The organism is Paenibacillus sp. 481, assembly GCF_021223605.1.
In the GTDB taxonomy this organism is placed as follows: Bacteria; Bacillota; Bacilli; order Paenibacillales; family Paenibacillaceae; genus Paenibacillus_B.
On the sequence record NZ_CP075175.1, the window covers coordinates 2,073,332 to 2,099,246 of the forward strand.

The 25,915-nt window shown below is 43.2% G+C and carries 27 protein-coding genes, 1 pseudogene and 1 riboswitch; of the genes and pseudogenes, 11 read left to right on the forward strand and 17 right to left on the reverse strand.

Features of this window, described 5'->3' with window-relative positions:
• Positions 1-121 precede the first annotated feature (121 nt).
• The gene (locus KIK04_RS08825; protein ID WP_232277895.1) at positions 122-346 is read left to right on the forward strand and encodes a hypothetical protein; all 225 of its coding nucleotides are present in this window, start codon (positions 122-124) and stop codon (positions 344-346) included.
• A 199-nt stretch (positions 347-545) separates the two neighbouring features.
• Here the strand turns inward: KIK04_RS08825 and KIK04_RS08830 are convergent, their stop codons facing one another.
• Together KIK04_RS08830 and KIK04_RS08835 are read right to left on the reverse strand one after the other, a co-directional pair.
• Positions 546-899, reverse strand: coding sequence for a hypothetical protein (locus KIK04_RS08830; protein WP_232277896.1), 354 nt, complete (start codon positions 897-899; stop codon positions 546-548).
• Positions 900-1,769: 870 nt separating this feature from the next.
• A complete protein-coding gene (locus KIK04_RS08835) occupies positions 1,770-2,330 on the reverse strand; it encodes a GNAT family N-acetyltransferase (protein ID WP_442951164.1) in 561 nt (186 codons plus the stop codon).
• A 105-nt stretch (positions 2,331-2,435) separates the two neighbouring features.
• Here KIK04_RS08835 and pdxR point away from each other — a divergent pair, with 105 nt between their 5' ends.
• Positions 2,436-3,887, forward strand: a complete 1,452-nt coding sequence (gene pdxR / locus KIK04_RS08840; protein ID WP_232277898.1) for a MocR-like pyridoxine biosynthesis transcription factor PdxR — start codon at positions 2,436-2,438, stop codon at positions 3,885-3,887.
• A 114-nt stretch (positions 3,888-4,001) separates the two neighbouring features.
• On the opposite strand, the gene KIK04_RS08845 is transcribed toward pdxR, so the two are convergent.
• Both KIK04_RS08845 and KIK04_RS08850 read right to left on the reverse strand, forming a co-directional pair.
• Positions 4,002-4,562 carry a hypothetical protein gene (locus KIK04_RS08845; protein WP_232277899.1) on the reverse strand — a complete coding sequence of 187 codons (561 nt, stop codon included), beginning with the start codon at positions 4,560-4,562 and terminating at the stop codon, positions 4,002-4,004.
• 93 nt (positions 4,563-4,655) lie between these two features.
• Positions 4,656-5,522 (reverse strand): DegV family protein, encoded by an 867-nt coding sequence (locus tag KIK04_RS08850; protein ID WP_232278662.1) that lies wholly within the window; start codon positions 5,520-5,522, stop codon positions 4,656-4,658.
• A 269-nt stretch (positions 5,523-5,791) separates the two neighbouring features.
• On the opposite strand from KIK04_RS08850, the gene KIK04_RS08855 reads away from it, so the two are divergent.
• On the forward strand, positions 5,792-7,264 hold the full coding sequence (locus KIK04_RS08855) for an alpha/beta hydrolase family protein (protein WP_232277900.1): 1,473 nt from the start codon (positions 5,792-5,794) through the stop codon (positions 7,262-7,264).
• A gap of 214 nt (positions 7,265-7,478) precedes the next feature.
• Positions 7,479-7,578, forward strand: a riboswitch (glycine riboswitch).
• A 253-nt stretch (positions 7,579-7,831) separates the two neighbouring features.
• The gene (locus KIK04_RS08860; protein ID WP_232277901.1) at positions 7,832-9,169 is read left to right on the forward strand and encodes an alanine/glycine:cation symporter family protein; all 1,338 of its coding nucleotides are present in this window, start codon (positions 7,832-7,834) and stop codon (positions 9,167-9,169) included.
• Positions 9,170-9,268: 99 nt separating this feature from the next.
• On the opposite strand, the gene KIK04_RS08865 is transcribed toward KIK04_RS08860, so the two are convergent.
• From KIK04_RS08865 to KIK04_RS08880, 4 genes are all read right to left on the reverse strand, one after another.
• Positions 9,269-9,646 carry a retropepsin-like aspartic protease gene (locus tag KIK04_RS08865; protein ID WP_232277902.1) on the reverse strand — a complete coding sequence of 126 codons (378 nt, stop codon included), beginning with the start codon at positions 9,644-9,646 and terminating at the stop codon, positions 9,269-9,271.
• Positions 9,643-9,900: a hypothetical protein gene (locus KIK04_RS08870; RefSeq protein WP_232277903.1), complete on the reverse strand. Its 258-nt coding sequence runs from the start codon at positions 9,898-9,900 to the stop codon at positions 9,643-9,645. The genes KIK04_RS08865 and KIK04_RS08870 overlap by 4 nt, the downstream gene beginning before the upstream one ends.
• A gap of 106 nt (positions 9,901-10,006) precedes the next feature.
• Positions 10,007-10,426 (reverse strand): DUF3995 domain-containing protein, encoded by a 420-nt coding sequence (locus KIK04_RS08875; RefSeq protein ID WP_232277904.1) that lies wholly within the window; start codon positions 10,424-10,426, stop codon positions 10,007-10,009.
• Between the two features lie 12 nt (positions 10,427-10,438).
• Positions 10,439-10,993 (reverse strand): TetR/AcrR family transcriptional regulator, encoded by a 555-nt coding sequence (locus KIK04_RS08880; protein WP_232277905.1) that lies wholly within the window; start codon positions 10,991-10,993, stop codon positions 10,439-10,441.
• Positions 10,994-11,189: 196 nt separating this feature from the next.
• Between KIK04_RS08880 and KIK04_RS08885 the strand changes: the two genes are divergently transcribed.
• Entirely contained in the window at positions 11,190-12,917 is a 1,728-nt protein-coding gene (locus KIK04_RS08885; RefSeq protein ID WP_232277906.1) for a sulfatase family protein, read from the forward strand.
• A gap of 99 nt (positions 12,918-13,016) precedes the next feature.
• Here KIK04_RS08885 and KIK04_RS08890 read toward each other — a convergent pair whose 3' ends face one another.
• Complete coding sequence (locus KIK04_RS08890; RefSeq protein ID WP_232277907.1) at positions 13,017-13,772, reverse strand: hypothetical protein; 756 nt, start codon at positions 13,770-13,772, stop codon at positions 13,017-13,019.
• A gap of 204 nt (positions 13,773-13,976) precedes the next feature.
• Complete coding sequence (locus tag KIK04_RS08895) at positions 13,977-14,297, reverse strand: MmcQ/YjbR family DNA-binding protein (protein ID WP_232277908.1); 321 nt, start codon at positions 14,295-14,297, stop codon at positions 13,977-13,979.
• A 185-nt stretch (positions 14,298-14,482) separates the two neighbouring features.
• Here KIK04_RS08895 and KIK04_RS08900 point away from each other — a divergent pair, with 185 nt between their 5' ends.
• Positions 14,483-15,472, forward strand: coding sequence for a helix-turn-helix transcriptional regulator (locus tag KIK04_RS08900; RefSeq protein ID WP_232277909.1), 990 nt, complete (start codon positions 14,483-14,485; stop codon positions 15,470-15,472).
• 92 nt (positions 15,473-15,564) lie between these two features.
• Here KIK04_RS08900 and KIK04_RS08905 read toward each other — a convergent pair whose 3' ends face one another.
• Both KIK04_RS08905 and KIK04_RS08910 read right to left on the reverse strand, forming a co-directional pair.
• The gene (locus KIK04_RS08905; RefSeq protein ID WP_232277910.1) at positions 15,565-16,341 is read right to left on the reverse strand and encodes an SRPBCC domain-containing protein; all 777 of its coding nucleotides are present in this window, start codon (positions 16,339-16,341) and stop codon (positions 15,565-15,567) included.
• Positions 16,334-16,654, reverse strand: coding sequence for an ArsR/SmtB family transcription factor (locus tag KIK04_RS08910; protein WP_232277911.1), 321 nt, complete (start codon positions 16,652-16,654; stop codon positions 16,334-16,336). Before KIK04_RS08910 ends, KIK04_RS08905 begins: the two co-directional genes overlap by 8 nt.
• 456 nt (positions 16,655-17,110) lie before the next feature.
• Here KIK04_RS08910 and KIK04_RS08915 point away from each other — a divergent pair, with 456 nt between their 5' ends.
• Both KIK04_RS08915 and KIK04_RS08920 read left to right on the forward strand, forming a co-directional pair.
• Positions 17,111-17,356 (forward strand): AbrB/MazE/SpoVT family DNA-binding domain-containing protein, encoded by a 246-nt coding sequence (locus KIK04_RS08915; RefSeq protein WP_232277912.1) that lies wholly within the window; start codon positions 17,111-17,113, stop codon positions 17,354-17,356.
• A complete protein-coding gene (locus KIK04_RS08920) occupies positions 17,353-17,760 on the forward strand; it encodes a type II toxin-antitoxin system death-on-curing family toxin (RefSeq protein WP_232277913.1) in 408 nt (135 codons plus the stop codon). The genes KIK04_RS08915 and KIK04_RS08920 overlap by 4 nt, the downstream gene beginning before the upstream one ends.
• Positions 17,761-17,848: 88 nt before the next feature.
• Here KIK04_RS08920 and KIK04_RS08925 read toward each other — a convergent pair whose 3' ends face one another.
• Positions 17,849-18,691: a protein-glutamine gamma-glutamyltransferase gene (locus tag KIK04_RS08925; protein ID WP_232277914.1), complete on the reverse strand. Its 843-nt coding sequence runs from the start codon at positions 18,689-18,691 to the stop codon at positions 17,849-17,851.
• Between the two features lie 170 nt (positions 18,692-18,861).
• Between KIK04_RS08925 and KIK04_RS08930 the strand changes: the two genes are divergently transcribed.
• On the forward strand, positions 18,862-19,632 hold the full coding sequence (locus KIK04_RS08930; RefSeq protein WP_232277915.1) for an aminoglycoside adenylyltransferase domain-containing protein: 771 nt from the start codon (positions 18,862-18,864) through the stop codon (positions 19,630-19,632).
• 85 nt (positions 19,633-19,717) lie between these two features.
• Here the strand turns inward: KIK04_RS08930 and KIK04_RS08935 are convergent, their stop codons facing one another.
• From KIK04_RS08935 to KIK04_RS08945, 3 genes are all read right to left on the reverse strand, one after another.
• Positions 19,718-20,230 carry a GNAT family N-acetyltransferase gene (locus KIK04_RS08935; RefSeq protein WP_232277916.1) on the reverse strand — a complete coding sequence of 171 codons (513 nt, stop codon included), beginning with the start codon at positions 20,228-20,230 and terminating at the stop codon, positions 19,718-19,720.
• A gap of 148 nt (positions 20,231-20,378) precedes the next feature.
• Complete coding sequence (locus KIK04_RS08940) at positions 20,379-22,337, reverse strand: methyl-accepting chemotaxis protein (RefSeq protein WP_232277917.1); 1,959 nt, start codon at positions 22,335-22,337, stop codon at positions 20,379-20,381.
• The gene (locus tag KIK04_RS08945) at positions 22,297-22,482 is read right to left on the reverse strand and encodes a hypothetical protein (protein ID WP_232277918.1); all 186 of its coding nucleotides are present in this window, start codon (positions 22,480-22,482) and stop codon (positions 22,297-22,299) included. The genes KIK04_RS08940 and KIK04_RS08945 overlap by 41 nt, the downstream gene beginning before the upstream one ends.
• Positions 22,483-22,671: 189 nt before the next feature.
• On the opposite strand from KIK04_RS08945, the gene KIK04_RS08950 reads away from it, so the two are divergent.
• Complete coding sequence (locus KIK04_RS08950; RefSeq protein WP_232277919.1) at positions 22,672-24,291, forward strand: amidase family protein; 1,620 nt, start codon at positions 22,672-22,674, stop codon at positions 24,289-24,291.
• 258 nt (positions 24,292-24,549) lie between these two features.
• Positions 24,550-24,729: pseudogene (locus KIK04_RS24410) on the forward strand (IS3 family transposase); the annotation flags it as partial.
• A 263-nt stretch (positions 24,730-24,992) separates the two neighbouring features.
• On the opposite strand, the gene loaP reads toward KIK04_RS24410, so the two are convergent.
• A complete protein-coding gene (loaP, locus tag KIK04_RS08955) occupies positions 24,993-25,529 on the reverse strand; it encodes an antiterminator LoaP (protein WP_232277920.1) in 537 nt (178 codons plus the stop codon).
• Positions 25,530-25,915 lie beyond the last annotated feature (386 nt).

Below are 25,915 nucleotides of genomic sequence, written 5' to 3' on the forward strand. Positions count from 1 at the left end.
AAGAAAATATAATAAAAATATCAAAATTTATTTTGGAAATGTATTGAAAAATGATGAAATATATAGTACCCTTACATCGTTGGTAAAATAAGTATTAGGAGTTAGGTAGGAGGTGAAAAAAATGGACAAGATGTGTATGCAAATGATGATGAATATGTGCATGGAAGAAATGATGTGCAAAATGAACAGCATGAAGATGATGATGGAATGTTGCAGCAAAACGGATATGAGCATGATGGACATGGGAATGGACATGGACATGATGATGAACAACATGCAAGCCTGCGATGAAATGATGACAATGATGATGCAAATGATGCGTGAAATGAAACAAGCTAGCATGTAATGGACAAACACACGAATAGCTGATCATAATTTACGTGTATAACGTTCCGTGGCCTTAATGCTTCGAGACAATCGCATAAACTTCATTTATTCCGGCAATCTGTAACATTGCCGAGAACCGTTTCATCGGGCAGAGCAGTTAACTGCATGCCCGTTTTTAATTTCTCGTTCTATACCTGAGAAACGAGAATGGAATCCATTCAAATCCCCTCATTTAAAGATTCTCGCTGAATCTGCTTCGTCACAGCTAACCGCTGCTGCTTCAACTCCCAAATTTGTTCGAACAATTGCCGCCTGTCATAAACGTCCTGACTCTCACGAATGTGTTGATATAACACCATTATCGTTTCGTTAATTTGGTCAAACTGATGCCACAGCATATTAACCACAGTCTGCTTCCACTCTTGCTGTATATAACATTTAGAATGGTTCAGCTCTTTCAGAACCTTCACAATGTGCTGCTTCCATTCATTATCCCCAATCGAGATCGCATAGTTCAATAAATCCAAATAGTCGTCATTCCGTCGGCCAATGAAATCTACAGCTTGCGTCATCGTTATCTCACCCTTATTTATCTATTTATCTGTGTATACATATCATTATAGTCGGATTTAAAACGAATGCAAGGGCTATTAGACTTAAAACTAATTTCTTTCCATATGAACGGAATTCAATCGGGAGGCTCTAATTTACGGATAGAAATTAACTCTAATGAGAGCAGTCCCCTACAATAACTGTCTTGTATGGTACGCTTATCCTCGATTCTAAGTTACTAGCTTTGAGATTTTTGATAAAAGTTTATTCCAAACGAAAAAGGTTGGTTCAGGCTCTGCTTGGAGATCAGAAAATAATGAAGTTGATTTTGTTGTATGGATCTAGTAAAACAGCATAAAACGAAATAATGTGTGTTTATAAATAGTGTTGCCTATACTCTCATAGGCAGCACTATTTTACTGCAAGCGGATGATAATTATTCATACAAGAACGGCTCTTCATTATGAAGAGCCTAGGCTGTCGAGAAAGCAAAGTTAGTTCTTAACGGTTGCCACAATGGCTATATCGCCAGATTTAGCTCATTTTGATTTCTAATGGTTATAGGTGAGCTTATTTCTCGAATTTCATTCAAAATCCAGCTGTTTTCATCGTAATAAGCGCCATCATAACCGTTACATATTGAATGGATTCATATTCGCTGAAATAACAACTGTGGCGACCGTTAAGAGAGGAGGCACCATGAATCAGCTGACCACCTACGGTTAGGGCACAAGGGCACAAGGGATCAACTGACTACCAACCGATAAGCGCGAAGCTACTTGCCGTTATCTCAATGAAGAGAAACCCTCCTCGTAAAAAACAGAGGTTTCTTGACAAGTTGGGGCTCTTCAATATGAAGAGCCTATTTCTTCTCACACTGATCATCGACTCTAGCGGCTCACATATTTCGCCCGATACTCGTCCACCAGCATCCCCATCAAGATCACATCATGATACTGATGATTGTAGTAGAGTGCTTGTCGGCGAACGCCCTCCCTGACAAAGCCTAGCTTCTCATATACGTGAGCCGCACGGGCATTATAAGCGAACACCTCTAGATCAATGCGCTGTAAATTTAACAAGCCAAATCCGTACTCAAGCATAAGCAACATCGCCTCCTGTCCATAGCCTTGTCCCTGATGTTCTTCATGGCTAATCGCAATACGAATGCCTGCTGAGCGATTAATGCCATCCATATCTTGAAGCGCAATGTCGCCAATGACCTCATCGGTTTCATTTAATGCGATTAATAATAGTACACTCGAACGATCGTGAGCTTTGCTATCTATGTAGTTGGCGATTTGCTCTTTTGTGTAATGTTTATGCGTACCTGTAAATTTTCTCGTTTCACTATCGTACAATTGTTCATAGTACAGCTCCGCATCTTCCCGATTCAGTGGACGTAAGTACACGTTTTCCCCTACCAAAAATCTACTCTGCTTCGTATTCATCATCGCAGCCCCCTTTTAGAATATGTACCTATCGTATGGAATAACTGTATACTTTCAAATAGACAGAATTACATAATATAAAAGGACAGATGGAGGATACATGACATGTTACTGGCCCCTTTGCTTGATGAACAGAGCACATCCCCCTATTACATCCAGTTATATGAGTATTTTAAACATGAAATCATCGCAGAAAATCTGACGGCAGGTACGCGCCTACCCTCATTGCGCAAGCTAGCGGAGCAGCTTAACATCAGCACAACCCCAATTGAACTCGCTTATCAACAGCTACTAGCAGAAGGATTTATCGAAAGCCGTGCAAAAAGCGGCTACTACGTGCAAGCTTTACACCCTATTTATCAACGAACAGACCATCACTGGGGACAAACGGGACAAATGAATCAAGCCGCCGCTCGCGCCATAACCGCGCGCGATCCCCATTACTACCGGTACGATTTTCATATCTCCAAAAATGATTTTTCCATTTTCCCTTATCGAATATGGAAAAACCTCTTGCAGGAGCACCTTGCCAATCCTCAACTACTTCAGTATGGAGATCCGCAAGGAGAGCCTGCGCTAAGACAAAGTATCGCGACGTATTTGCGACAATTCCGCGGATTGCGCTGCACCGCCGAGCAAGTCGTTATCGGCGCCGATCAGTACATATTGGCCTCCTTGTTGAGCCTATTGCTAAAAAATCATAGCGGCAATCGCATCGGGATTGAAGATCCTGGCTATCACTTGCTGCCGGCCACCTTTTTGAAGCATGGCTATGAGGTTGTGCCGATCCCGCTTCAGGAAGATGGATTATGCATCGACCATCTGTATAGTAGCAAGGCAAAAGTCGTCTACACGTCCCCGTCGCACCAGTTCCCGCGCGGCATTACGATGCCGATTCAGAAACGGATGCAGCTGTTAGAGTGGGCCAAGCAGACGGACGGCTTTATTATCGAAAATGATGATGACGGGGAGTTTCGCTATCACGGCAGGCCGATACCGTCCGTGCAGGGGATGGTGAAAGATGCGCCCGTCATTTATTTGGGCGGCTTTTCTCAAGTGATTGCACCCGCGTTGTGTATTCATTACATGGTGCTGCCGAAGTTTATGTTGTATGCGTATCATCAGCTGAAATGGGATTTGTATTTAGAGCATTCTGCTTCAAGATTGAATCAGATTGCCTTGCATCATTTTTTTGAAAAAGGTTACTTTGATAAACACTTGCGAAAAATGCGGCTGCTATACCGCAGGAAGCATGACCAAATGATCCAATCCATTCAGCAGCATATGGGTGATCGGGCGGTTGTGACAGGTAAGGATGCTGGATTTCATCTTATGTTAAAAATCGAACATGAGCGTTCCGAAGCGGAACTTGTTCAGCTTGCCAAAGAGGCTGGGGTACGTATCGCTCCGATGTCGTTTACATGGTGGGGCAAGGACAAGTGTGACGAACATGGAATTGTACCTAAAGTTCATGAATTTATCGTCGGCTTTGGCGGGATTGATGAGGATAACATCGATGACGGAATACGAACATTAAAGGAAGTATGGTTTGATTGAAACGACCATTGGGCAGATTACCATGTGAAAAGGACGTAAAAAAGGAGCCGATACGTGTAGTCCAATCACTTGGATGTACTACACGTATCGACTCCCTCTATATACAGCTATCGCCTAAGAGTGCGAAAGAGAAAATCCTTCTTCTGCAAGGTACTCAGCCGCTTCTTCATAATATTCAAATATCGTATCCAAGTTCTCGCCTGCGTAAATATACCACATTTGATCCTCGTCATCTAAGTAAAGATCAAGCACATGATTGTTCTCATCCGTCCAGCGCTCTTTATGAGTCTGTCCCAGCATTACCGATTCCGACTGTCCAGACTGTCCAGACTGTTCAGCTTGCTCAGCTTGCTCAGCCTGTTCAGACTGTCCTGCTTGCGTGGACAAATCAGCTTCGTTAGTCGCCAAAGAACGTATCGAACGCTCAATAATGGACTTCAACTCTTCCGCTGAAAATTCACGAATGTTCACAAACCCTTTATCGTCCGTATCATAATCGTCCAAATGACCTGCGTACACAAATCCATTACCGTTCGGATGCAAATGGTACACGACGATCTTTTTATCGTAAGCGCTCTCCTCAAAATGGTAATTGAGGCGTCCAAGCGACACTTTCTTCTGTTCTAATTCAGGAAATGCGTCCACAATAGCGGACTTTTCTGCAAAACTAAGCATATCCGTTCCTCCATAAACTATGTTGATAACGTGTATTATACCATAGTTATCGTTCTGAACAGGAACGGCACCATCATCCATGCTATGGCGATGCTATTTCTGCTCTTCGTTATGCCAAATCACAGCCATCGTGCCTTCGCCAGCATGCACGGCGATAACAGAGCTAATCTCACCAACGATGATTTGCAAGCTTGGGAACTGCTTCTTAATCTCCTGCTTGAGCGCTTCTGCCTTGTCTCGTACGTTGCCGTGCATAATTTGCAACTGTTGAATATTATTTTTCACGTATGCTTGTTTAAATAGATCAACCATGCGCAAGTATGCTTTTTTCTCTGACCGAACTTTTTCGAACAGCTCAAATTCCCCGCTTGTAGAATGAATGCGCAGCATCGGCTTAATGCCGAGCAAAGAGCCCAATAAATACTGGGTACCGGACATTCTGCCGCCCTTGTAGAACTGATCTAAATTGCCCAACACAATATAGTTTTCCGATTTAGAAGCTTCTTGGCGTAAGAATTCTGCAATATCCTTATAGTCTTTTCCTTGTTCAGCCATCTCTATTCCTTTATAAATTAGAGTGGTGATGGCATAGGACATCGACTTCGAATCCACAGCTTCAACTTTAAATGAAACTAGATCCGTAGCAGCTATACAACCTGCTAATGTTCCAGATAGCTTATCGGAGACGTGAATAGCAATGGCGCAATCATAGTTGACGCTCAATTGTTCGAACAATTCTACGTACTTACCGATCGGGGGCTGCGACGTCTTCGGAGTTTCTTTCTCCTCGCGAATACGGCGATATAACATTTCAGTCGTTAAATCAACACCATTGTCGTCGATAACTTCGCTATTGCCAAAAATAATGCCCAGCGGCATCACATATACGTCAGGGTTATTTTTCAAATCTTCAGGTATGAATGCAGTACTATCTGTAATCCATGCTATTTTCATCGTCATCAAGTTCCATTCTATATAGTATAGTCATCTAGTTTAAAATTATATTTTAGTACTAGGTTCTAATATTAGTATTTGAGCATTATTATATCATTTTAATTGATATCTTTATACATGACAGGTGTCATGGGTATAGCATTCATTTTCCAGTACATTCACAAGTGAAATTAAACCAATCTTAAACAAAATAACGTCTTCATTTTAACCTCCCATGATTACGATATAGACACCCCAATATGATCGTTATCTAACAAGGAGGTCTAAATAAGACCATGAGACTATATGAAATCTTACTCGTTGTATCATGCCTTGCGTTATTAATTACGAGCATATTCCATACCAAGTTCCCGCGCAAAACAAGCTGGATTACCGGTATAGTAAGCATGCTTGTGCTCGTCACCCACCTCGTTGTTGAGGGCTACAGATGGCAGCTCATTATGGCGTATGTCGTGACAATTGTGTTGATTGGTAGCGTCTTGTTGAGGAATGCACGGGCTAATAGTCGTGTCCGAATCAAGATGTGGCGACCCGTCGTTTATATTTCATATGCGATGGCATTCCTCATGATCGGCGTGTCTACTTATTTGTCCGTGTCTCTACCCGTTATCCAATTTCCCCAACCGAGCGGACTGCTTAAGGTAGGCACTCAAACTTTTCATTTTACGGACACGAACCGAGATGAAATGTTCACTGACGATGAAAGCGACAAACGGGAGCTAATGGTGCAAGTCTGGTATCCCGCTGATCTAGCTGACAAGAACACGCGTAGGCAGAGCAAAGCGCTTTTTCCAGAACAACGGGACATATTTGAAACCTATATGCAGGAGTACGCGAAACTGTTTAAACTGCCCTCATCTTTACTAGACTACTGGAAATATGCGCGCAGCCATTCTTACGAACATGCAGAATTGCACCCTGCTACAAAGCCATATCCGTTAGTGCTAATCAGCCATGGGATGGGAACGAGCAGAATCATGCATACTGCACAAGCTGAACATTTAGCTAGTCATAGGTACATAGTGGCCGCCATCGATCACACTTATAGTAGTGTGGCAACCGCTTTTCCTGCTGGAAACGTCACTGGCTATACGACAGAGATAAATGGAAGTAATTTTTATGAGGTTGGTAAAAAAGTTGGAGCAGTATGGACGGAAGATGTTCATTTTGTGATTAAACAATTTCAGCAGCTGAATGCTGGAACGATGGGAACGGTGGGCCGTGCATTTAAAGGGAAAATAGATGTGCATAACATCGGCGTGATGGGGCATTCTTTTGGAGGAGCTACGGCTTTCAATGCTGGTTACTTGAACCCTCACATTAAAGCCGTGATTAACATGGATGGAACGATTATTGAAGTGGACAATCGAACGGACATTAATAAGCCATTTCTATTTATGAAAACCGACAATTATCGAGACATTATTAAAAAGAGCCAGCAAGGTCAAGTTCCCGATGCACAACTCAAGAAACATATTGCTGCTGAGTTAGCCATTATGGATCGTGTCGTTAAACATGGTGGTAGCTTGTTATTTGTAGAAGGTAGTGGTCATTTTAACTTTACAGACTTCCAGCTGTTTTCTGAGTTATTGAAGTTTACGGGCGCAACGGGCGAAATACACGGCGAACGATCCGCGTTTATTGTGAATCAGTACGTACTGGACTTTTTTAATAAGCATTTAAAAGGAACTGGCGGCGAGTTAATGGACGGTGTTAGTGACGCGTTTCCTGAAGTCACTTTTTATTGATACTGTTGTGACGTTTTGAATGAAATATGGCTTTCATTACCATTAGTTTCCCCCTTGCGAAATGGTAGTCTGTTCTCTACAATGTAATTTACAACTTTATAACTGGATGAAGTTTGCGGGAGATAGGCATATGTCTGGCCGAAGGGGTACGCTCTCAGGCGCTTGATCAGATCAATGGATTCGATTATTGATTGTGGCAAGCAGGACCGTAAATGGACAGGACTCTGGAGAGACTCCGTTATGGGGCACCGAAGGGGCAAAGCGAGTTGGATAGACTCGCTCAAACTCTCAGGTAAAAGGACAGGGATGTAGAAATAGATATCGTAAGTGATTTGTATCTATGTTATTTTTGCTGCATGTATGCACGTACATTCGCAAGTTTGCGAATGTTTACTTGTTTTTGCATGGTAATACATGAATTTTCGTTTATTTTCATCATTTTTCATGTGTTTGCAAATTGCAGAACTAACTTACGCTATGAACATTATTCTGCACACATGTCCCCAGAGTCAAATCAGCTGATTTGGCTCTTTTTATGTTTACATTTTGCGAGGGGAAATGGTCATTATGGTAGAACAATGGTTGGACAGTATTGGTAAAATTGTATGGGGGCCGCCGCTGCTTATATTGCTGGTCGGAACGGGAATCTTGTTTACGTTGCGGCTTGGCTTACTGCAATTGTTTCGCCTGCCTTTGGCTTTGAAGCTTGTATTTAAGGCTAAAAATGAAGGCGAAGGTGATGTTTCCAGCTTCGGTGCACTCGCTACGGCACTGGCTGCGACAATCGGGACAGGTAATATTGTTGGTGTGGCAACCGCCATCAAGGTTGGTGGGCCAGGTGCGTTATTCTGGATGTGGATGGCAGCGTTCTTCGGTATGGCGACGAAGTATGCGGAAGGGCTGCTAGCCGTGAAGTATCGCAGCATCGATGACAACGGACAAGTGCTAGGCGGTCCGATGTATTATATAGAGAAAGGGCTTGGCAAGAAGTTCAAGCCATTGGCTGTCTTTTTTGCAGTTAGCGGGGTGCTTGTGGCGTTATTCGGGATCGGTACGTTCCCGCAAATTAACGCGATTGCCTCTTCCACGCAGGTAAGCCTAGGCATTCCTGTCGTGATCACCGCAGCGGTTGTTACGGTGCTAACTGCCTTGGTGACGATCGGCGGCATTCAGAACATTAGCCGCACGGCGACAACAATCGTGCCTACGATGGCTATCGTGTACTTTGTAGCAAGCTGTATCGTACTGATTGCCTACGCGGATCGAATTCCGCAGGCGATATCACTCGTCTTTCACGGCGCCTTTAACGCAACAGCGGCTGGCGGCGGATTCCTTGGAGCCACGGTTATGATGGCGATTCAAAACGGTATCGCCCGCGGCGTGTTCTCGAACGAGTCCGGACTAGGCAGCACGCCAATTGCCGCTGCGGCCGCGAAGACGAAGTGGCCGGCAGAGCAGGGACTCGTGTCGATGACGGGTACCTTTTTCGATACGATTATTGTGTGCTCCTTGACGGGCTTAACGCTGATCGTTACGGGCGTATGGAATGGCTCGACAGAAGGCGCTGCGATGACGCAGGCAGCTTTTGACGCGGTGCTGCCGTTTGGATCAGTGATCTTGACGGTATGCCTGATCTTGTTCGCTTTTACAACGATACTCGGTTGGAATTACTACGGTGAGCGTTGCATCGTTTATTTGTTCGGGGTGAAGGCTATATTGCCTTATCGCATTGTGTTTATTTGTATCATCGGCATGGGTGCATTTATTAAGCTGGATGTGATCTGGAAGCTGTCGGACATTGTGAACGGCTTAATGGCTTTGCCGAATCTCGTAGCGTTACTGGCCTTGTCGGGTGTGGTGGTTAGCGAGACCAAGCTGTATTGGGAGCATTTGAGTAAGAAATAATAGTTCGGATTAAAAAAGCGACCTTACGATTACGAGGTCGCTTTTTTAATGATGAGGCTTTTTAAAAAATAACTCTGGAATTTACGCCTATAGTGACAACTAATATCTTATTGTCATTTCACTAGCATCAATCACTAGACCTGCTGCTTTTATAAAATCAAAACCAATTATTCCATCAATCTCAAGACCATAGTCCATTCTTCCGATCTCGACTTGAAAATGTATGATCGACCTATCCTCAAAGTGAATGGCATCCAAAGATTTCGTGTAGACATACTCAACTCCACCCACTCCTCGAATGGTTTCCACTACATCATTTTCTTCTGGAATGATCCCAATATCTCGAACCAAGTCGGCATTAAATATTGTACTTGCCGATCCCGTATCTAATAGCACCCTATTTAATTCTAGCTCCTTACCCTTAAAAACCACCTTCAGCCGTACAAAAGGCAGACCATATTCTTCAGTTATATTCATCTTGATCCTCGAATCCCAACATAACGTTCCCTAGCTACCAGCTCAGATCGGGAAGTATGAAAAAAACAATATTCGCGACCTGGCTCTTGCTTATGCAGCTCGCTGTAGCGACGAAGAGCTTCCGTAGAATCAGCGAACTTATCAATTACAACAACTTCTTCAATGTATCGATATCCCCCCTCTGAATAAGCCTTCGTAGCCTCTAAAACAACCCATTCTTCTGGAAATCGTTCCTGTACTTCTTGCCAGCGCATTTCGCCACCTCCATATCATTTCTATGATTTCCATTTTATCATAAAGCAGGCTCAGTGAAATAGTGACCACATTGAACCCAAGCCTGAAAAAAGCTTTAAACCCTTTTCACCCCGAAACAATAAAAACAATACAAATCCCTATAACCAAACAGAGCGGAGAATAAAGAGCGCTGTCCCATTTTGCGAACAGGGTGCCTCTCTCTTTTTTAAAGAAGCCCAACCATTTAAACTCACCGATTGCACGGAGAATAAATACGATTGATAGCGCCCATCCCCCATATCCTATTAACCAATCAGGAAAAAGCAGGCCTTTCATGACTCCTAGTTCAAGCACAAGCCACCCTGCTATTGCCAAAGCTCCCGCAACAATCAAGGTACCGATCTTTGATGGTTTAAACAGTGGCTTCGAGCCATTGCTAGGAATGGCTGCAACAGCCCCCTTTTTCCCACCTAACACCCAATAAATATGGACGCCACTCAACAGAAACAATATTCCCCCAGTAACCCAAGCTAGAAAAGTAACCAATATAAGCCCTCCCTAGATTCCGATTAAGTTCTTCCGCAGCATATCAACATGAAGATGAACTTCTTCTTCCGTAAAATGATCCTGTTTATGACGCTCGTACCAACCTAGGAAATAATGATAGAGGAGCCATGCTTTTTGATTAGCAATCTCGGTTGGTAGTCCCGCCTTACAAAATAGCCCCTGAGCATACTCCATCCTTACTTGCTCTACATTGTCTAGCATGGAGCAATAGGCAGATTCATGATTAGAAAGCTTTCTTAAATAAAATAAGAAATCTCCTTTTCTTGTGACGGAGAACATCTGAACCAACAAATTGATGATTTGTTCATCTACCGTTTCTTGTTTCGAAGTGTCGAGAATGACCTGATTCGTCGTCTGCTCTACCCACTTCTCCACGATGCGCTTAATAAACTCATTACGATTATCAAAGTACCAGTAAAAACTACTTTTGCTGCAACCTAATGCCGCTGACATTTTTTCAATGACTAGTCCCTCTACTCCGCCCTGTGCAAAGCATTCTATCCCTGCTTGAATCCATTGATCTTCTGTTACGATAATTTTGGGCACCTTACAACGACCTCCTTTCTGTACGATACCGTACATTTACTTGCATTGTAGCATAACAAGGGATGGAAAAATATATCTGTACGGTAGCGTTCATAAAATTGTCATGCAAAGTGCCATTCGCAACTTCCCCAACATACAAAAAGAGCACACCTCATAAACTATAGGAACAACCTGACTAATCAAGGATGTGTATGCTATGAATGACCAGCCTAATTTTCTCGTACTGCTCGTAGATGAAGAGCGGTATCCTCCTATTTATGAAACTCCCGAAATAAAAGAATGGCGTAAAAACCATCTCACAACACACCAATATTTAAAGTCTCACAGTGTGGAGTTCCACCGCCATTATATTGGAAGCACGGCATGTTGTCCCAGTAGGGCTACTCTGTTTACGGGCCACTATCCTTCACTACATGGAGTAAGCCAGACAGATGGAATCGCAAAAGAAGCTTTCGACTCTGATATGTTCTGGTTAGATAGAAACACCGTCCCAACCATGGGAGACTACTTTCGTGAGGCCGGATACCAAACCTACTATAAAGGGAAGTGGCATATATCCAATGCGGATATTACCACCCCTGGCACACACAAGAGTATCCCTAGTTATCACCCGTGGACAGGTGTACCTGATAGACGACTTGAGGAACTATATTTTCAGGCTAATCGTTTAGAAGATTACGGATTCTCGGATTGGATCGGCCCCGACCCTGTTGGGAAAAATCCACGAAATTCCGCTTCCTCTGCAGCTATTGGGCTAAGCGGTAGGGATGAAGTGTACGCCGATGAATCCGTTAAACTCATCGAGTCTCTAAGTCGCCAAAAAAGGGCAGGCCATAATATGCCGCCGTGGTTAATCGTATCCTCCTTTGTGAACCCGCACGATATTGTGCTGTATGGTGATCTTACTGCACAGATTCCTTTTTTCAGGTTCGAAGTTGATCCCATGCCAGAGATTCCTCCCCCTCCGACCATAAACGAACCGCTATTTACAAAACCGCGCTGCCAAGCCAGCTATCGTGATGTGTATCCAAAGGCTTTACAACCTATTAGTGATGGACCTTTTTACCGTCAATTCTATTACCAGCTACAAAAAAATGCAGATCAACAAATGTTAAAAGTGGTTCATGCACTTACCAGATCCCCCTTTTATGACAATACCATTGTTATTTTTACATCCGATCATGGGGATTTGTTAGGCGCTCATGGAAATCTTCATCAAAAGTTTTACTGTGCTTATGAAGAATTTTTACATGTTCCTTTCCTTATTCATAACAAGCATCTGTTTCCTCACTCCAAACATATGGACACACTGACGAGCCATGTCGACCTCATACCTACTATGCTTGGACTAGCAAATATAGATGCCGCCGAAATTCAACGCCGCTTGCAGCCAAGGTTTAGTGATGCCCACCCACTTGTAGGACGTAACCTTACGCCCCTCATCTTCGGGCAGCACGATTACAAAATAGCGGATGAGCCCATTTATTTTATGACAGAAGATGATGTTACTCGCGGACAGCACCAAGTAAATCCATTGGGCGAGCCCTATTCGTCTGTTATTCAGCCTAACCATATTGAGACCGTACTGATGACGTTCCCAAGCAATAACAGCAAGCAATTGTGGAAATTCTCCCGCTACTTTGATAACAAACAATTTTGGAGCCATCCTGCTAAGCAAGATGTCACCTGCCAGCCCGTTGGAAATGATCCAGCCGAACAATGGGAAATGAATGTTAAAACAGAACCTGTTCCTGATGAGTATGAATTGTATAACTTAACTGACGATCCGCTTGAAACATGTAACCTTGCCCACCCTTCGGTAGCAACGCTTCATAGCAGAAATGTTCAAGAGTGGATGATGAAGATACTGGAACAGCAGCGCGCACAAAAGCGTTTATACCCGACCCCGTACACTATAAAATAAGATCACGAAAAAGCTGCTCATCTGTTTGAGCAGCTTTTTTATGTGATATTAGTCTGCTATGTGCTGTAAACTACACTTCATAGTGCTCTGGTTCTCAAGTTATTGCCGATTTACATCAACGGAGTAAGTTAGAATTTTAGGGACTTGGACTGTAAAAATAGAATGAAAAGGAGAATCGTGGGTGCTTTTAACAACTTCACTACTTTTTTTCAACTTATTATTCATATACACTTCTACTCGCTGAGTGATGATATCTCCATATCCAATAGTGATCTCATTTTGATCATATCCTACCGCGCTGTAGTAATCTCGTGAATTGTAAGGGGAAGAAGGATCAGGGCCTGTGTATTCGGTCGAAACTTCATACGTTTTGGAAATGGTGCCTGTTTCGGTTTGTGTTAATGATGAACTGATTACTTCAAAAATACTTGCGCTTACACTTTGTGAGACTTCTATCGTTTTGGATTGGGTGACAGATGAGGTTAATCGCTGTGACTGGCCTTTAGCGACACTAATTAACATGACTTGATTCGTCATTGGCTTGGAATCATATTTCACGAGCTTAGAACCCATTGTTCGATGGGTTTCGTATTTACATTCATGTTCCACAATTCTTAAGAACCAACTACCCGTATCTTTCGTTTTATTGCAATACCTGAGGTCACCTTTGATTTGCATGGGAGAAATGTTGTTCGAACTTGAGGTTCCTTCGCCTTGTGGGCGATAGATTTCATGAATGGTCATGGGTGATTGGTCTGATGGGTTGGCAGGAGCGGTTGCGGATGAAGCATTCACAGGAGTCGCGATGGAGGCTAACAGTAAACATGTGATCAACATTCTCTTTAACTGTTCCAATTAATTACCTCCTAGAAAATAGTATTTAGTTGTTGGTTAGATTATACCGTACGAATTCGGAAATCATATAGGACTCAGTACCTGGAAAACGTAAAAGAACGCAAACAAAGGATGGGCTCACGAGCGAGCACATCCTTTTCTATTTTTCAAAAATCATGAATCGGTGTTCTGGTTCTATCATATATGGGCATGTTACTTGCAGGCTCACGAACCGATAGCAGCTCTTTCCGCCTTCGTCATCGACTGAACGACTAGCTCATAGGAATGATCAATGAACGCCTCTATGTCCTCAACGGTTAGATTCCCGTCTAGCGAGACCGTGTTCCAATGCTTTTTATTTAAATGATAACCTGGCGTGACTTCGGTATGCTGCTCGCGCAGCGCCTCTGCACGTTGTGGATCACACTTCAAGCTTACGTGAGGGGTTCCGTCCGTTGGAAACAACGCGTACATTTTCTTCCCAACCTTCATAACATGTACATCAGGGCCAAAAGGATTGGTCAGGCTCGTCCCTCTTTTGGTCATGCAATAATCAATCCATTTGTTCATTGTGAATTAGGCTCACTTTCTCGTTCAAATGTAAGATAGCAGATGGCCTTAGCATAGCGAACTTGGTTTGTAAAATCAATCCTGAAAGCCCGCGGTTTCAGGAAGCTTGCCAGCAAGCACTGAGGAAAAGGGATCGAATGTACAGGAACGGGGGAAATCGAATGAATCGAACCGATCGACGGATGGCGATCGTGCTTGAACTACGACAGCGACGTGTATGTCGAGCGGAGGACTTGGCTGCGCTGTATGAAGTCGGCGTACGCACGATTTACAGAGATATTCAGGCGCTAACAGAAATGGGAGTGCCTATTTCTTCAATCCCCGGCATCGGATATTCGCTGATGGAAGGGTACTTTTTGCCGCCGGTGCTGCTTCATCCCGAGGAGGCGATGTTGTTGCTGACGGGAGTGGAACATATCGGCGGTAGACTAGATGAATCTTGGTTGGCGTATGCACAAGGTGCACGCGCCAAGATGAAGGATCTTCTGAACGAGGCCGGACTTCATCGGGTGAAGGACATTCATGGGCAGCTGTGCTTTCTGCCACATGATTGTACGGTTACGCCGTTGCACCGTAACAAGACCGAGCCGCTGCTAGGCAGTATGCAGCAAGCCGTGAAGCGCCAGCAAGCGCTGCATATTCGCTATGAGACGCCTGCTAAGAATAACGGATCGGTCGAGACGGAGCGCACGATCCACCCCTACGGTATTGTGCATACCGGAGATGTGTGGGTAGCAGTTGCCTACTGCTGCTTGCGCCAAGCGATCCGCCATTTCCGGCTGGATCGAATTCGTGCGCTCGAAGCGCTGGAACAGTATTTTGAACGGCCAGATCACTTCTCATTAGCAGCGCATATGCCCGCGGATGACCGCAATCTTTTGGTTACAGTCACTTTTCCGTTAAGCTTATCGCAACAAGTGAAGGAATCCCGTTTTTATTACATGGAATCTATTGATGAACGTACAGATTGTCTTGTCGTAAAGCTTAAGGCACGGCAAGTGCAAGACGTGATCCCTTGGCTACTTGGTTGGGGCGCACAGGCTCGAATTATCGAGCCTTTATCGTTAGCGGAAGCAGTTAAGGAAGAAGCCGCGCGGATTGTGCAAGCTTATTCTACTTCCACATGTTCTTCGGAGTCAGAAACTTACTGACATAATGGTGTGAGTAACCCTTCACCCGTAAAGCAAAAAAGAGCAGGCAACCGATGTTAGTACAGAAGCCTGCTCTTTCTTTTTCTAACGGTTTAGGCGCTATATGCGACTGGGTATGGCGCGAGGCCGCTTTGCAGTTGTATGAATCGGCCATCACGCCATATCGTACATGTCAATTGTTCATGAATGTCACATTCATTCACGACCATTTCCAATTCAGCGTAGCTACTAATCGCTCTATCGTTCACCTTCGTAATGATGTCTCCTGGCTGAAGACCCGCTTGTTCAGCAGGCGTTGCTTCACGAACGGATAATACTTTCGTGCCTTGCACAAGTGTGTCCGTGTCCACTCGCTCCTCGCTCTCCCCCACCGTCGTATGCTGAATTCCCAGCCACGTTTTCCACATATTAGCGCGCCGATCTTGATCGTTTTCATATACACTTTTCAAGTTCTTGAGAAACTCCAACGTCCCATAAGCCATATTCTCTTCCATGGCTTGTCCTTCCTCTCCGAACGGAAACTCCATCTGATACTCAATTGTCACCCGCACGCCGTCGGCTTCCTGCGCCAACGTCGTAATCGTGAGCGACATGTCTTCGCTTTGCAATACGAACCGCTTGCAATCAGCAATTTCGGTAATAACGCCTGCTGTATACGCTCCCCATCCGTGAGCCAAATTCATTCGCCCTCCGATACGGAAATCGACTTCCGCCTCTCTCGTGTACCACCGATTCAAATGCTTGGGCACTGTAAGCGCCTGCCATACTTTTTCCAAAGGTGCTTGAATGACAATGTCTCTTTTTACGGACTTAACAGATCTAGTAGACTTAACAGACTCAATAGACTTAGTGGATTGAACGTTACTCATGCTTCGTTTCCCCTCTCTCCAGATACACTTTAAGATTGGACAACTGGTCTTCAAGTATGTAGCCTAAATCATCAAGCAGGGATTGGTACGCCGTTTGCACCAATGTTCGTTCCAGACAATAAAGCCGATATTTCCCTTGCTTCTGTTCACGAATAAGACCTTCATCCAGCAAAATCTGCAAATGCTTCTTAACGGCAGGTTGTGAAATGCTGAAGGATTGCACAATTTCGGTCTGCGTCTTATCCCCTCTTGCCAGCAAATGCAAGATAGTGCGGCGCGTCGGGTCACCTAGTGCCCGATATATATCAGTCATGTGCACCACTCCATCATTCATATAACCATAAGGTTATATATAATATAGTCGTAGCATGTTCCAATGTCAACCAATTCGTTAGGCACATAAAAAAGAACCCATTTCGAAATTGTTTACAGATCAAAATAGGCTCTTTAAACCGAGTCACTTTAAGTTATTTTTACGAGATTGCTTTGAAGCACGGTATCTCCCTGCTGTGGTGCAAAAGTAACTTTCGTTACCCCTGTCACATTCGTAATCAGGTTACGATCCTCCGCCTGAGTAATGCGGACTTCATACTTGAACTGTGACTGTTCGGCAGTGTGTAGGATTCAGATTGACGACATCTACCAAAGCAAATTCTGTTTTTGGCGCTCTATGGAAAATTCCCGTTAAATTATGAATCGCAGCATGTATAATCGTTATAACAATTGAATACTATGAAAAGGAGGAACTTCATTGAATAGGAAGAGCGAAATGGAACGAAGAGTGACTAAATTCGGTAACAGCTTAGGTTTAACCATGACGGATGCTTTAAAACAAATTGGACTTGAACAAGGGGATACAGTGAGCATTGTTGTAAATCAATCCACTGGAGAAATTATTATTAAAAAATCAACAAAAGTAACCTTACCTGTGGGTATAAGTGATGATTTTATGGATACTTTAACCGACGTCATAGGCGAATACGATCAAACACTACGGGGTCTCAAGGATAGATGACGCAGACTAGATTTTTAACCGTTCAGGAAGTTATTGCTATCAATGTTGCTATGATTCAGCGTTACAGCCCAAGAGAGCAGATTGGAGTAAAAGATCCCAGTCTACTCGAATCTGCTATTCTCCGGGCACAATCATCAGCTTTTGGAACCGATGATTACCCCACTATTTTCCAAAAAGCAGCCGCTTTGTTTGAATCACTCGGTCAAAATCATCCTTTTCAAAATGCTAATAAACGTACTGCGTTTACTGCTCTCGTCATATTTTTACGATACAATGGCTTGCACTTTAAAATGGATCTCCAAAAAGCTGAAGACTTCACAGTAGACATGGTAAACCACAAATATCAATTTTCAGATCTAGTAGCTATAGTTCAAAAACACTGTGTGAACTATGAGTTTCATTAAAAAGACACCCCTACGGTGTCCTTTTTCATGTTGGTAAGGATGAGAATCTGTCCCTGACCGAAGATATCGCCAAACCAATGTCACCTACTCAACCCCGCCTAAATGCACTCGCCTGCTTCTTTTTCCAAATGTAACTCGTCGAACCCACCTTCGCCACAACCACATTTCCATGATCCAATAACACAAAGAATCCTCTGGCCTTCAACTTACGAAGCTCCTCAAAGTCCACGAAAATCACTTCATCCTTCAGATAAGCCGAAGTGTAGCTACCAGGTGCTCTAGCTTTATTGAGGGAATTAATAATAGCCGCCGACGTTGTAATCCCTATACCATGTCCAAAATATAAGTCATCCGCAATCATAATGACATTCTCCCCCCGCCATTCTGGGGTCCTAGGATCATAGTCAGGATTTTCGAAATAAAGTACATCTCCCGGGTAAGCCTCTTCGCTATTATTTATCCTTCTCAACAGCAAGTTGCTGTCATGATTCCAACCCATTAAGAACAAGTTGTTAAAGTACGTGTTAAACTTCTCTCTACCGAGCGTATCTAAAGCCGCTTTATACAAAATGATGACCACAGCCTCCGCACATTCAAACGCATAGAGCCTTCCATTTCGAAAAATATCGTCGATCCCATCAGAGGACAGCACATCACTTCTCAATTGGAATCCGCCGTTTTCCGTGCGCAACCAAAATTGCTCGTTGCATCGAGACTCTTGGAATGTGGCAAAGTCTGCGCCACTAGCAAGTAAAGCGTTAGCTGCTCGCACAATATTCGATCTCATTTTCAACTCAAAGTTTAATGCTGCAAGGGAATCATAACGATATAGTACGGGGCTGTTCGCCTTCTTTACCACAATATTTTTCTCAAAGAACGTTAATGGCAACATATTGATTTGCCCTGGGCTCATACCTGCTATTTGGATCATCGTCTTCCCCCCGTGGTTATTTTTAACATATAGGCTATTGTATGTTGCCGGTTTGAAGTTGGTGCGATTTCATTCCTTTTAATGGATGGACATGATACACTTGCGTAGGAAATAAAGCGATTACAATTACTCGTGGGTATTTAATATCACGTTGCAAAGGCGGAATCGACTTGAACATTCAGTCATACTTAGACCACATTGTTGCCTTGTTTCATGAAGAACTCCAAGACAATTTGCTAGGCATTTACTTACATGGTTCGCTATCAATGGGCTGCTTTAATCCCCACAAAAGTGATGTGGATTTTATCGTCGTCGTCAAAGACCGTTTAACAGCGGACAATCATAAACATATAACGCAAATAGCCTTGGCATTGCATGATGAAATATCGGATGCACGAGGACCTGAATTTCATGTCATTTTGGAAAAAGTCCTAGATCCTTTCGTCTATCCAACGCCGTGTGAGTTCCATTACTCCGACTTCCATCGCGTAAGATACGCATCGGATGACAACTATTTGTGCGGAGGGTACGAGGATAACGACTTGGCTTCCCAACTCGTAGTAGCCTATTATCGCGGACAAACCTTATATGGCAAGCCGCTCAGCGAGCTGTATAAGCCTATCGACAGACAATATTATTTAGCGTCGATTCTTTATGATATCGAGAATGCTTCAGAGGACATTTTGAGTAATACGATGTACATCACGTTGAACTTGTGTAGAGTACTGTTTTATTTAAAGGAAAGCTCAATTTGTTCTAAAAAAGAGGGCGGCGAGTGGGGCCTCAAGTTTCTGCCAAGTCAGTACCACGAGCTCATTCAAACGTGCTTGGAGGAGTATGCCGGACATGAGCGCACATGCGGCGGTAGCGACTGCTTGGAAAAGAAGCTGTTGGCTGATTTTGCTGACACGATGCTACGTGACATAAAGAGCTTGGTTTGATTGTATGTGGGGCGAGTCCCATATCCGTTCCAACGCAAAAAAAGACACCCGCGTGGTGTCCTTTTTCATGTCGAAACGTACCTACCTATTGCACATCAAATGCATACAAGCCTATCTCTTCTGCATCACCCGAAAGCTTAACCATTCCCTCAAACTGCATCCCTAGCTTTTTCAGAAGATTCGCTGAGCGATAATTGTCTGGAGAAGTTATGCCTAAAATACGACTTAGGCCCAATACATTTGTTCCGTAATCTATCGTTGCAGAACCTGCCTCATAAGCATACCCCTGCCCCCAGTATTCAGGAAGAAACGCATAGCCAATATCCGTATCGTCTAGAGTATCCCGCTTTATTAATCCACAGATCCCAATAGGAGTCCCATTCTCCTTCAGCTCCGTCAAATACAGACCAAAGCCCAATCGGGCGTACATTTCAACGGGCCCGTTCAAAATGTAGCCGTGTGCATCCGCAATCGTTCTTACGCCTTTATCGCCGATATATTGCAGCCACGAGGGCGTGTTTAGAAGCTCAACAATAAACTCCGCATCGTCAGTTGTTAGCTCACGAATGATTAATCGTTCTGTTTCGATAATGTTCAACCTTATTGCCTCCTCATGTGAATCATACAGACGTTCCACTGCAAATAGTTTACCGATATGTAGCAGCTAAAGCAAAAAGCCGACCATATTCAGTCGGCTCAATGCGATGCACAATTCACGTATCATCTACGTATCAACTACGTATCGTCTATATGCTAAATTTCTTAATGTTTTCCTCAAGCTCCTCGGAAAGTCCTTTGAGCTGCGTCAGATAAACGGCCACATCATCAATCGTAGCCAACTGCTCCTCAGCTGCCGCCGACACGTCTTGGGTAATAGCAGCATTTTCTTCCGTAATCGCTGAAATATTCGTAAAGACGTCCGTCAGTTCATATCGCTTCTCAACCATCATCTGGATTTGACCGTCAACCTTGCTAGTCTTATCCATTTGGCTGTTCACAGAAACCATAATATCGTTAAAGATCGATTCTGTTTCTCGAACCGCTGTTTCTTGGTCCTTAAACAGTTCGCGGGATGTGCCGATGGCCTGAACAGCCGCTCCCACCTGATTATTTACATTTGAAATAATGTGGCTAATATTGTTCGCAGCGGAAGCAGATTGCTCCGCGAGCTTGCGAATCTCAGCAGCTACCACAGAGAATCCACGTCCATATTCACCTGCTCTTGAAGCCTCGATCGACGCATTCAGGGCCAACAAATTCGTCTGGCCGGAAATTTCAAGAATAGTAGCAAGTATGCTGCTAATTTCGCCAGCGCTTGCATTCACTTGATTAATCGCTTGTGCCGTATCCTCTGAAGATTGCAACGTACTGTTAAATCTTCCGACCAACTCCTGCACAATAACGATACCGCGACGATTCAGTTCACTTGTACGACGAGCAATCTCTAGTATTTCCTGAGTAGATGTCGTAACCTGATCAATCGCGCCGCCAAGTTCTTCAACTTTTTCAGAGCCCTCCGTAACGGTATTCGCTTCATCGCTTGAAGCAGAGGCAAGCTGAATGATGGACTCCGTAATTAATGACGAAGCCTTCTGCGTCTGATCCATACTGTCTTTCAGGCTGACTGCCGATTGAGAAACGATATGCCCCGAACTAGAAATCCCACCGATCAAGTCCTGGATATCTCGTTTCATTGCGTCTATTGCCCGCACCATGGTGCCTACTTCACTTCGCTTGTTCAGCATGGATTGCGGAATATCGATCGCCAGATTACCACCACCGATTTGTTGCAAATACTGAACAGCAGCATTTATCGGCTTCGTAATCGCGCTAGATACGAACAAGGCTGCCCCAATCGCGATCAAAGCAATAATAGCCATGACAAGGAAAATGAGTTTTTGAATCGCATTGACCGAATCCTCTATTTCACTCTGGTCCATAACCGCTATATATTTCCACCCATTCTCAGGTGAAATGTAAATGCTCGCTGTATTTTCTTCCTTATTCAAAGTGAAGTCCACGTTCTTGCCTGACATCTTGTCGATGTCAGCAAATTGTGCGACGCCCAGATCCTTTAGCTGTTTAAAGTTCGTTTCTGGGTTTCTAGGATTTGCAAGAATCGTACCAAACTGATCCGTCAAAATGACATAACCTGTTTTACCGATCTTCATCTCATCGATAATCTTAGTCAGGAAATCCAAGCTTACGTCTACACCTTGAACACCTACGATGTTGCCTTTGGCATCCTTAATGGATTTTGATGAGCTAACAATCGGTGCTTTAGTAGTTAAAGCAGCATAAGCTCCCGTACGCATGACTTTGTCGGGATTCTCTATCGCCTGTGTATACCACGCTCTAGATCTTGGGTCAAATTGGTCGACGGACGTTCCGTCTGGCCACTGTATGTATCCACCATCCTTCGTTCCCATATAAATATAGTGCACGTTTGGATGTGTCTTGGAATAATCCAAGAAGAAGTTATAAATTTGAGCTTCTAGACCTCCATTTTTAGCCGGAGTCATCTGAATAGTTCCATCTTTTCCCACTGCATTCGCATAAGAGGTAATGGAACTGTCGATCTGTTTAACGAGATTGTTTTTAGCAAAATATTCAACCGATTCATTCACCGTAGTGAAATATAAGTTAATAGCTCCGCTTACTTGCTTAATTTCCTTGCTTGTAGCTTCGTAGAATTTCTCTTCCATATCTTTTCTGACTTCCTGGTTTATCGTGAGTCCCATCGATAATGTCGATAATAATACCAGAATGACCATCGTAACCAATAGTTGGAGTTTTAGATTCCACTGCACTTTCATTCTCAAGTTGTTTCTCCCCCATTTTGCTAAACATTGAAGTGATCTCATTACATATTATCGGCAAAAAATAAAAATTTGTTATATATTGTCGAAAGATTTGCGAAATATGAGGACTTTTGTCGGATTCTATTCATTTTTTCGGAGGATCGTACGATAAATGTTAAGGGGAGAGAAAAATAAGCAATTTGAACTATCAAAAAGACATCAGGAGGCACAACACAACATGAGCAAAAAAAGTTTGAATTTCAAAGCTTTCCTAGCTATTTTGCTATTTTCCGCGATTTTACCGTGGAATATTGCAAATGCCGAAAGAGCAAAAGGTACATTTGACCCGTTTGAGAAGAGCATCGATGAAGTGTCAGACGCTTTGAGAACAAAGCAAACTACATCGAAAGAACTAGTAGAATATTACCTGAAACGTATTGAGGCTTTTGATAAAAATGGCCCTGCAATTAATTCAATTATCACGGTTAACAAGAAAGCACTTGAAACAGCAAAAGCACTTGATGCTGAACGCAAATATAAAGGAGCAAGAAGCAAGCTTCACGGTATTCCATTTGTCGTTAAAGACAATTTTGACGTGGTAGGCATGCCGACAACAGCTGGTTCTGTAGCTCTGAAAGAGGAATACCCGACTAAGAATGCATTCACGGTACAGAAGCTTATCGATGCTGGTGCAATTGTTATCGCTAAGACAAACATGTCCGAGCTTGCTGCTTCTTACGGCAGACTTGGCTATAGCTCTATGGGTGGATTGACACTTAACCCTTACAACTTGGATCGCGATGCTTCCGGTTCTAGTAGTGGTAGCGCAGCTGCTGTAGCAGCTAACTTTGCTGTATTCGGACTTGGAACAGATACTTCCGGATCTGTAAGAGGCCCAGCTAATACTACTGGTCTAGTAGGTATCAGACCAACTATGGGATTGACTAGCCGTGGTGGCGTTATTCCTTCTTCCCTTTCTTTAGATGTAACAGGTCCTATGGCACGTAGTGTTGAGGACGCAAGCTTGGTACTTACGGCAATGGCTGGAAGAGACAAAGCAGATAAAGCGACAAGCTCTGCGAACCGCCATGTGAAAGACTACGCTAATTCGTTGAACAGTTCTTCGATGAAGAATGCCCGTATCGGTGTAGCAACTGAATTCTTCGGCGACAATGCTGAAGTAGATGCGATCACGAACCAAGCTATCGATAAAATGAAAAGCATGGGAGCAGAAGTTGTTCCCGTTACATTCTCTGAGCAAACCAATTACCTTTGGACGCCAATTCTTGGACCTGTGGACAGTGCAGAATTCAAAAGCCAGTTCGAAAAATATTTGAGCACGCTTCCTCCGGGGGGACCTAAAACGCTGCAAGAGGTAATCGCGATCAGCGAATCTCCTGAAGTATTGAACTCCGCGACGCCTGTTAACCCAGCGCGTTTGGAAGGCTTGAAGACAGCATTGGCTAAAGCAGATACGCTTTATTCCAAAGAGTACAAAAACATCGTTAAAAAAGAAATGCCAAAGACTCGTAAGGAAATTGAAAAAATTATGAAGGCTAACAAGCTGGACGCAATCGTGTTCCCAACGATGTCTTGCCCTGCTTCCAACCGCTTTGACAAACAAGATTCTAGCTATGTTTGTAATGCATACGATACTTATGCAGCAAGCTATGTGGCATCCGCTACAGGCTTCCCTGAAGTAACTGTACCTGCGGGAACAGTTGAAGCAGGCGTACCGGTGGGTATCTCGTTCTTCGGTACAGCATTCAGTGAACAAAAGCTGCTTAACCTTGCTTATTCCTTTGAGCAAGCGACTAAAGCTAGAACAGTTCCTGCAAGTACACCGAACTTGAAATAATAGCTGCATCATCGCATCTGCACGCAGTCCTTATCTCCCTTAGTTATACGAGCTGACCTGCGATGCATACAAATTCGATTTATTGCTACGTAAAGAACAAGTTTTCGAGCGTGTTATAGTGGTATTATCCCCTCATGGTAGACAGTAAAAAAAGAGTCCGTGGTATCATGGATTTAACACTGTCAACCGGAGGGGATTTTCTATGCCACCTAAAAAGCGTCCTTTCGCTGGTTTTAAACCATCTGTTGTATTCCATAATGTGTTGAATCGTTCTTCTCACACCTGAAGACAGAAAAACTGTATTTGGAAAAATCGAAAGCTTTCACTACAGCTCACCAATTCATTATGAATTACATCGAATACTACGACCACGAACGCTTTCAGAAAAAACTAGGCGACCTCTCCCCAGTAGAATGCCGGGAATTGATCGCCGCTTAACATACTCTTTTTTTACTGTCCACTTGACGGGGCTATGACCAATCCCTGTCTTGTAGTCCGTTATGAATTTTCCAGAAAAATTTTTCATCTTAGTAACGCTTGATCTCACGAAAGCATATGCCGCAAAAATGGCCGTAAATTGGCATGCTTCCGCCCTTTCATGCAACACTAACATTGCACTACCGCAGGAGATAGCTATGTTCCTCCAACTTTGCAACGTATCAAAACAGCGATTGTAAACATTGGATTATTTTATAAATGAATTAGCTTGGAAGGTTATTAAGTATATTAACGCCAACATCTATCGTAAACACTTGATCTAAGAGTGAAATTTCTAACTTCGCTCGCCGTTTTCTTTTATCTACTTTTTTTATCTTTGATTCCAATCCCATTAGCGGGCCGGAAGATACTATTACTTTTTCGTGATGTACAAACACATCACTCTTTACAAGCTTTCCTCCGCAATCCGTTAAACTTAAGATCCACTCAATTTCATTCTCCGAAATAGATGTAAAATAACTAAAACTATGATCTCGTTTAACTCTACCTGAATTTACCATATAACGTATTTTAGGCGTATCAAGAATCTTGTAATAAATGTTAGTTGTAAGGTTCACTTCGAGAAATAAATACCCCGGAAACAAAGATCTCGTCGTGTCTGTAATAATGCCTTGTCGTTTCTCCGGTACAACTTTCTGTGGATTGAAGCACCTGATTTGTTCGTTTGGAAATTTGTCTTCGAGCATTTTTTTCACTTGTTCTTCTTTCCCTGTTTCTAAAAACAAAGCATACCATGACACGTCATCCACCTCTCTTATGAGTGATCAACTAAGATGTTTTTAGTAGTATAATACAAAAATAAATTTATGTCTGTCGAAAAATGTCAGCAAAATAATTAAAATGTCGTCATATTAATTGGTAATAGTCATCATATTCTTCTATAAACTTTAAATATCTTCCTGCTCAATTATTAATGTTGTACTACTGAGCATCACTCATAAAAACTACCAAATATTTAATAACTGCCTCCTTTTACTCCATACTTTTTTATAGAAGAACAAACACTAGGTGTACTCAACAAAACTTTGATATGTATTTAATTCATTGATAATTAAACATCGGTCCATTAAAAAAAACAAAAGTTATCCCTGTACATAATGTCGAACTGTTATGAAATTACGCACAA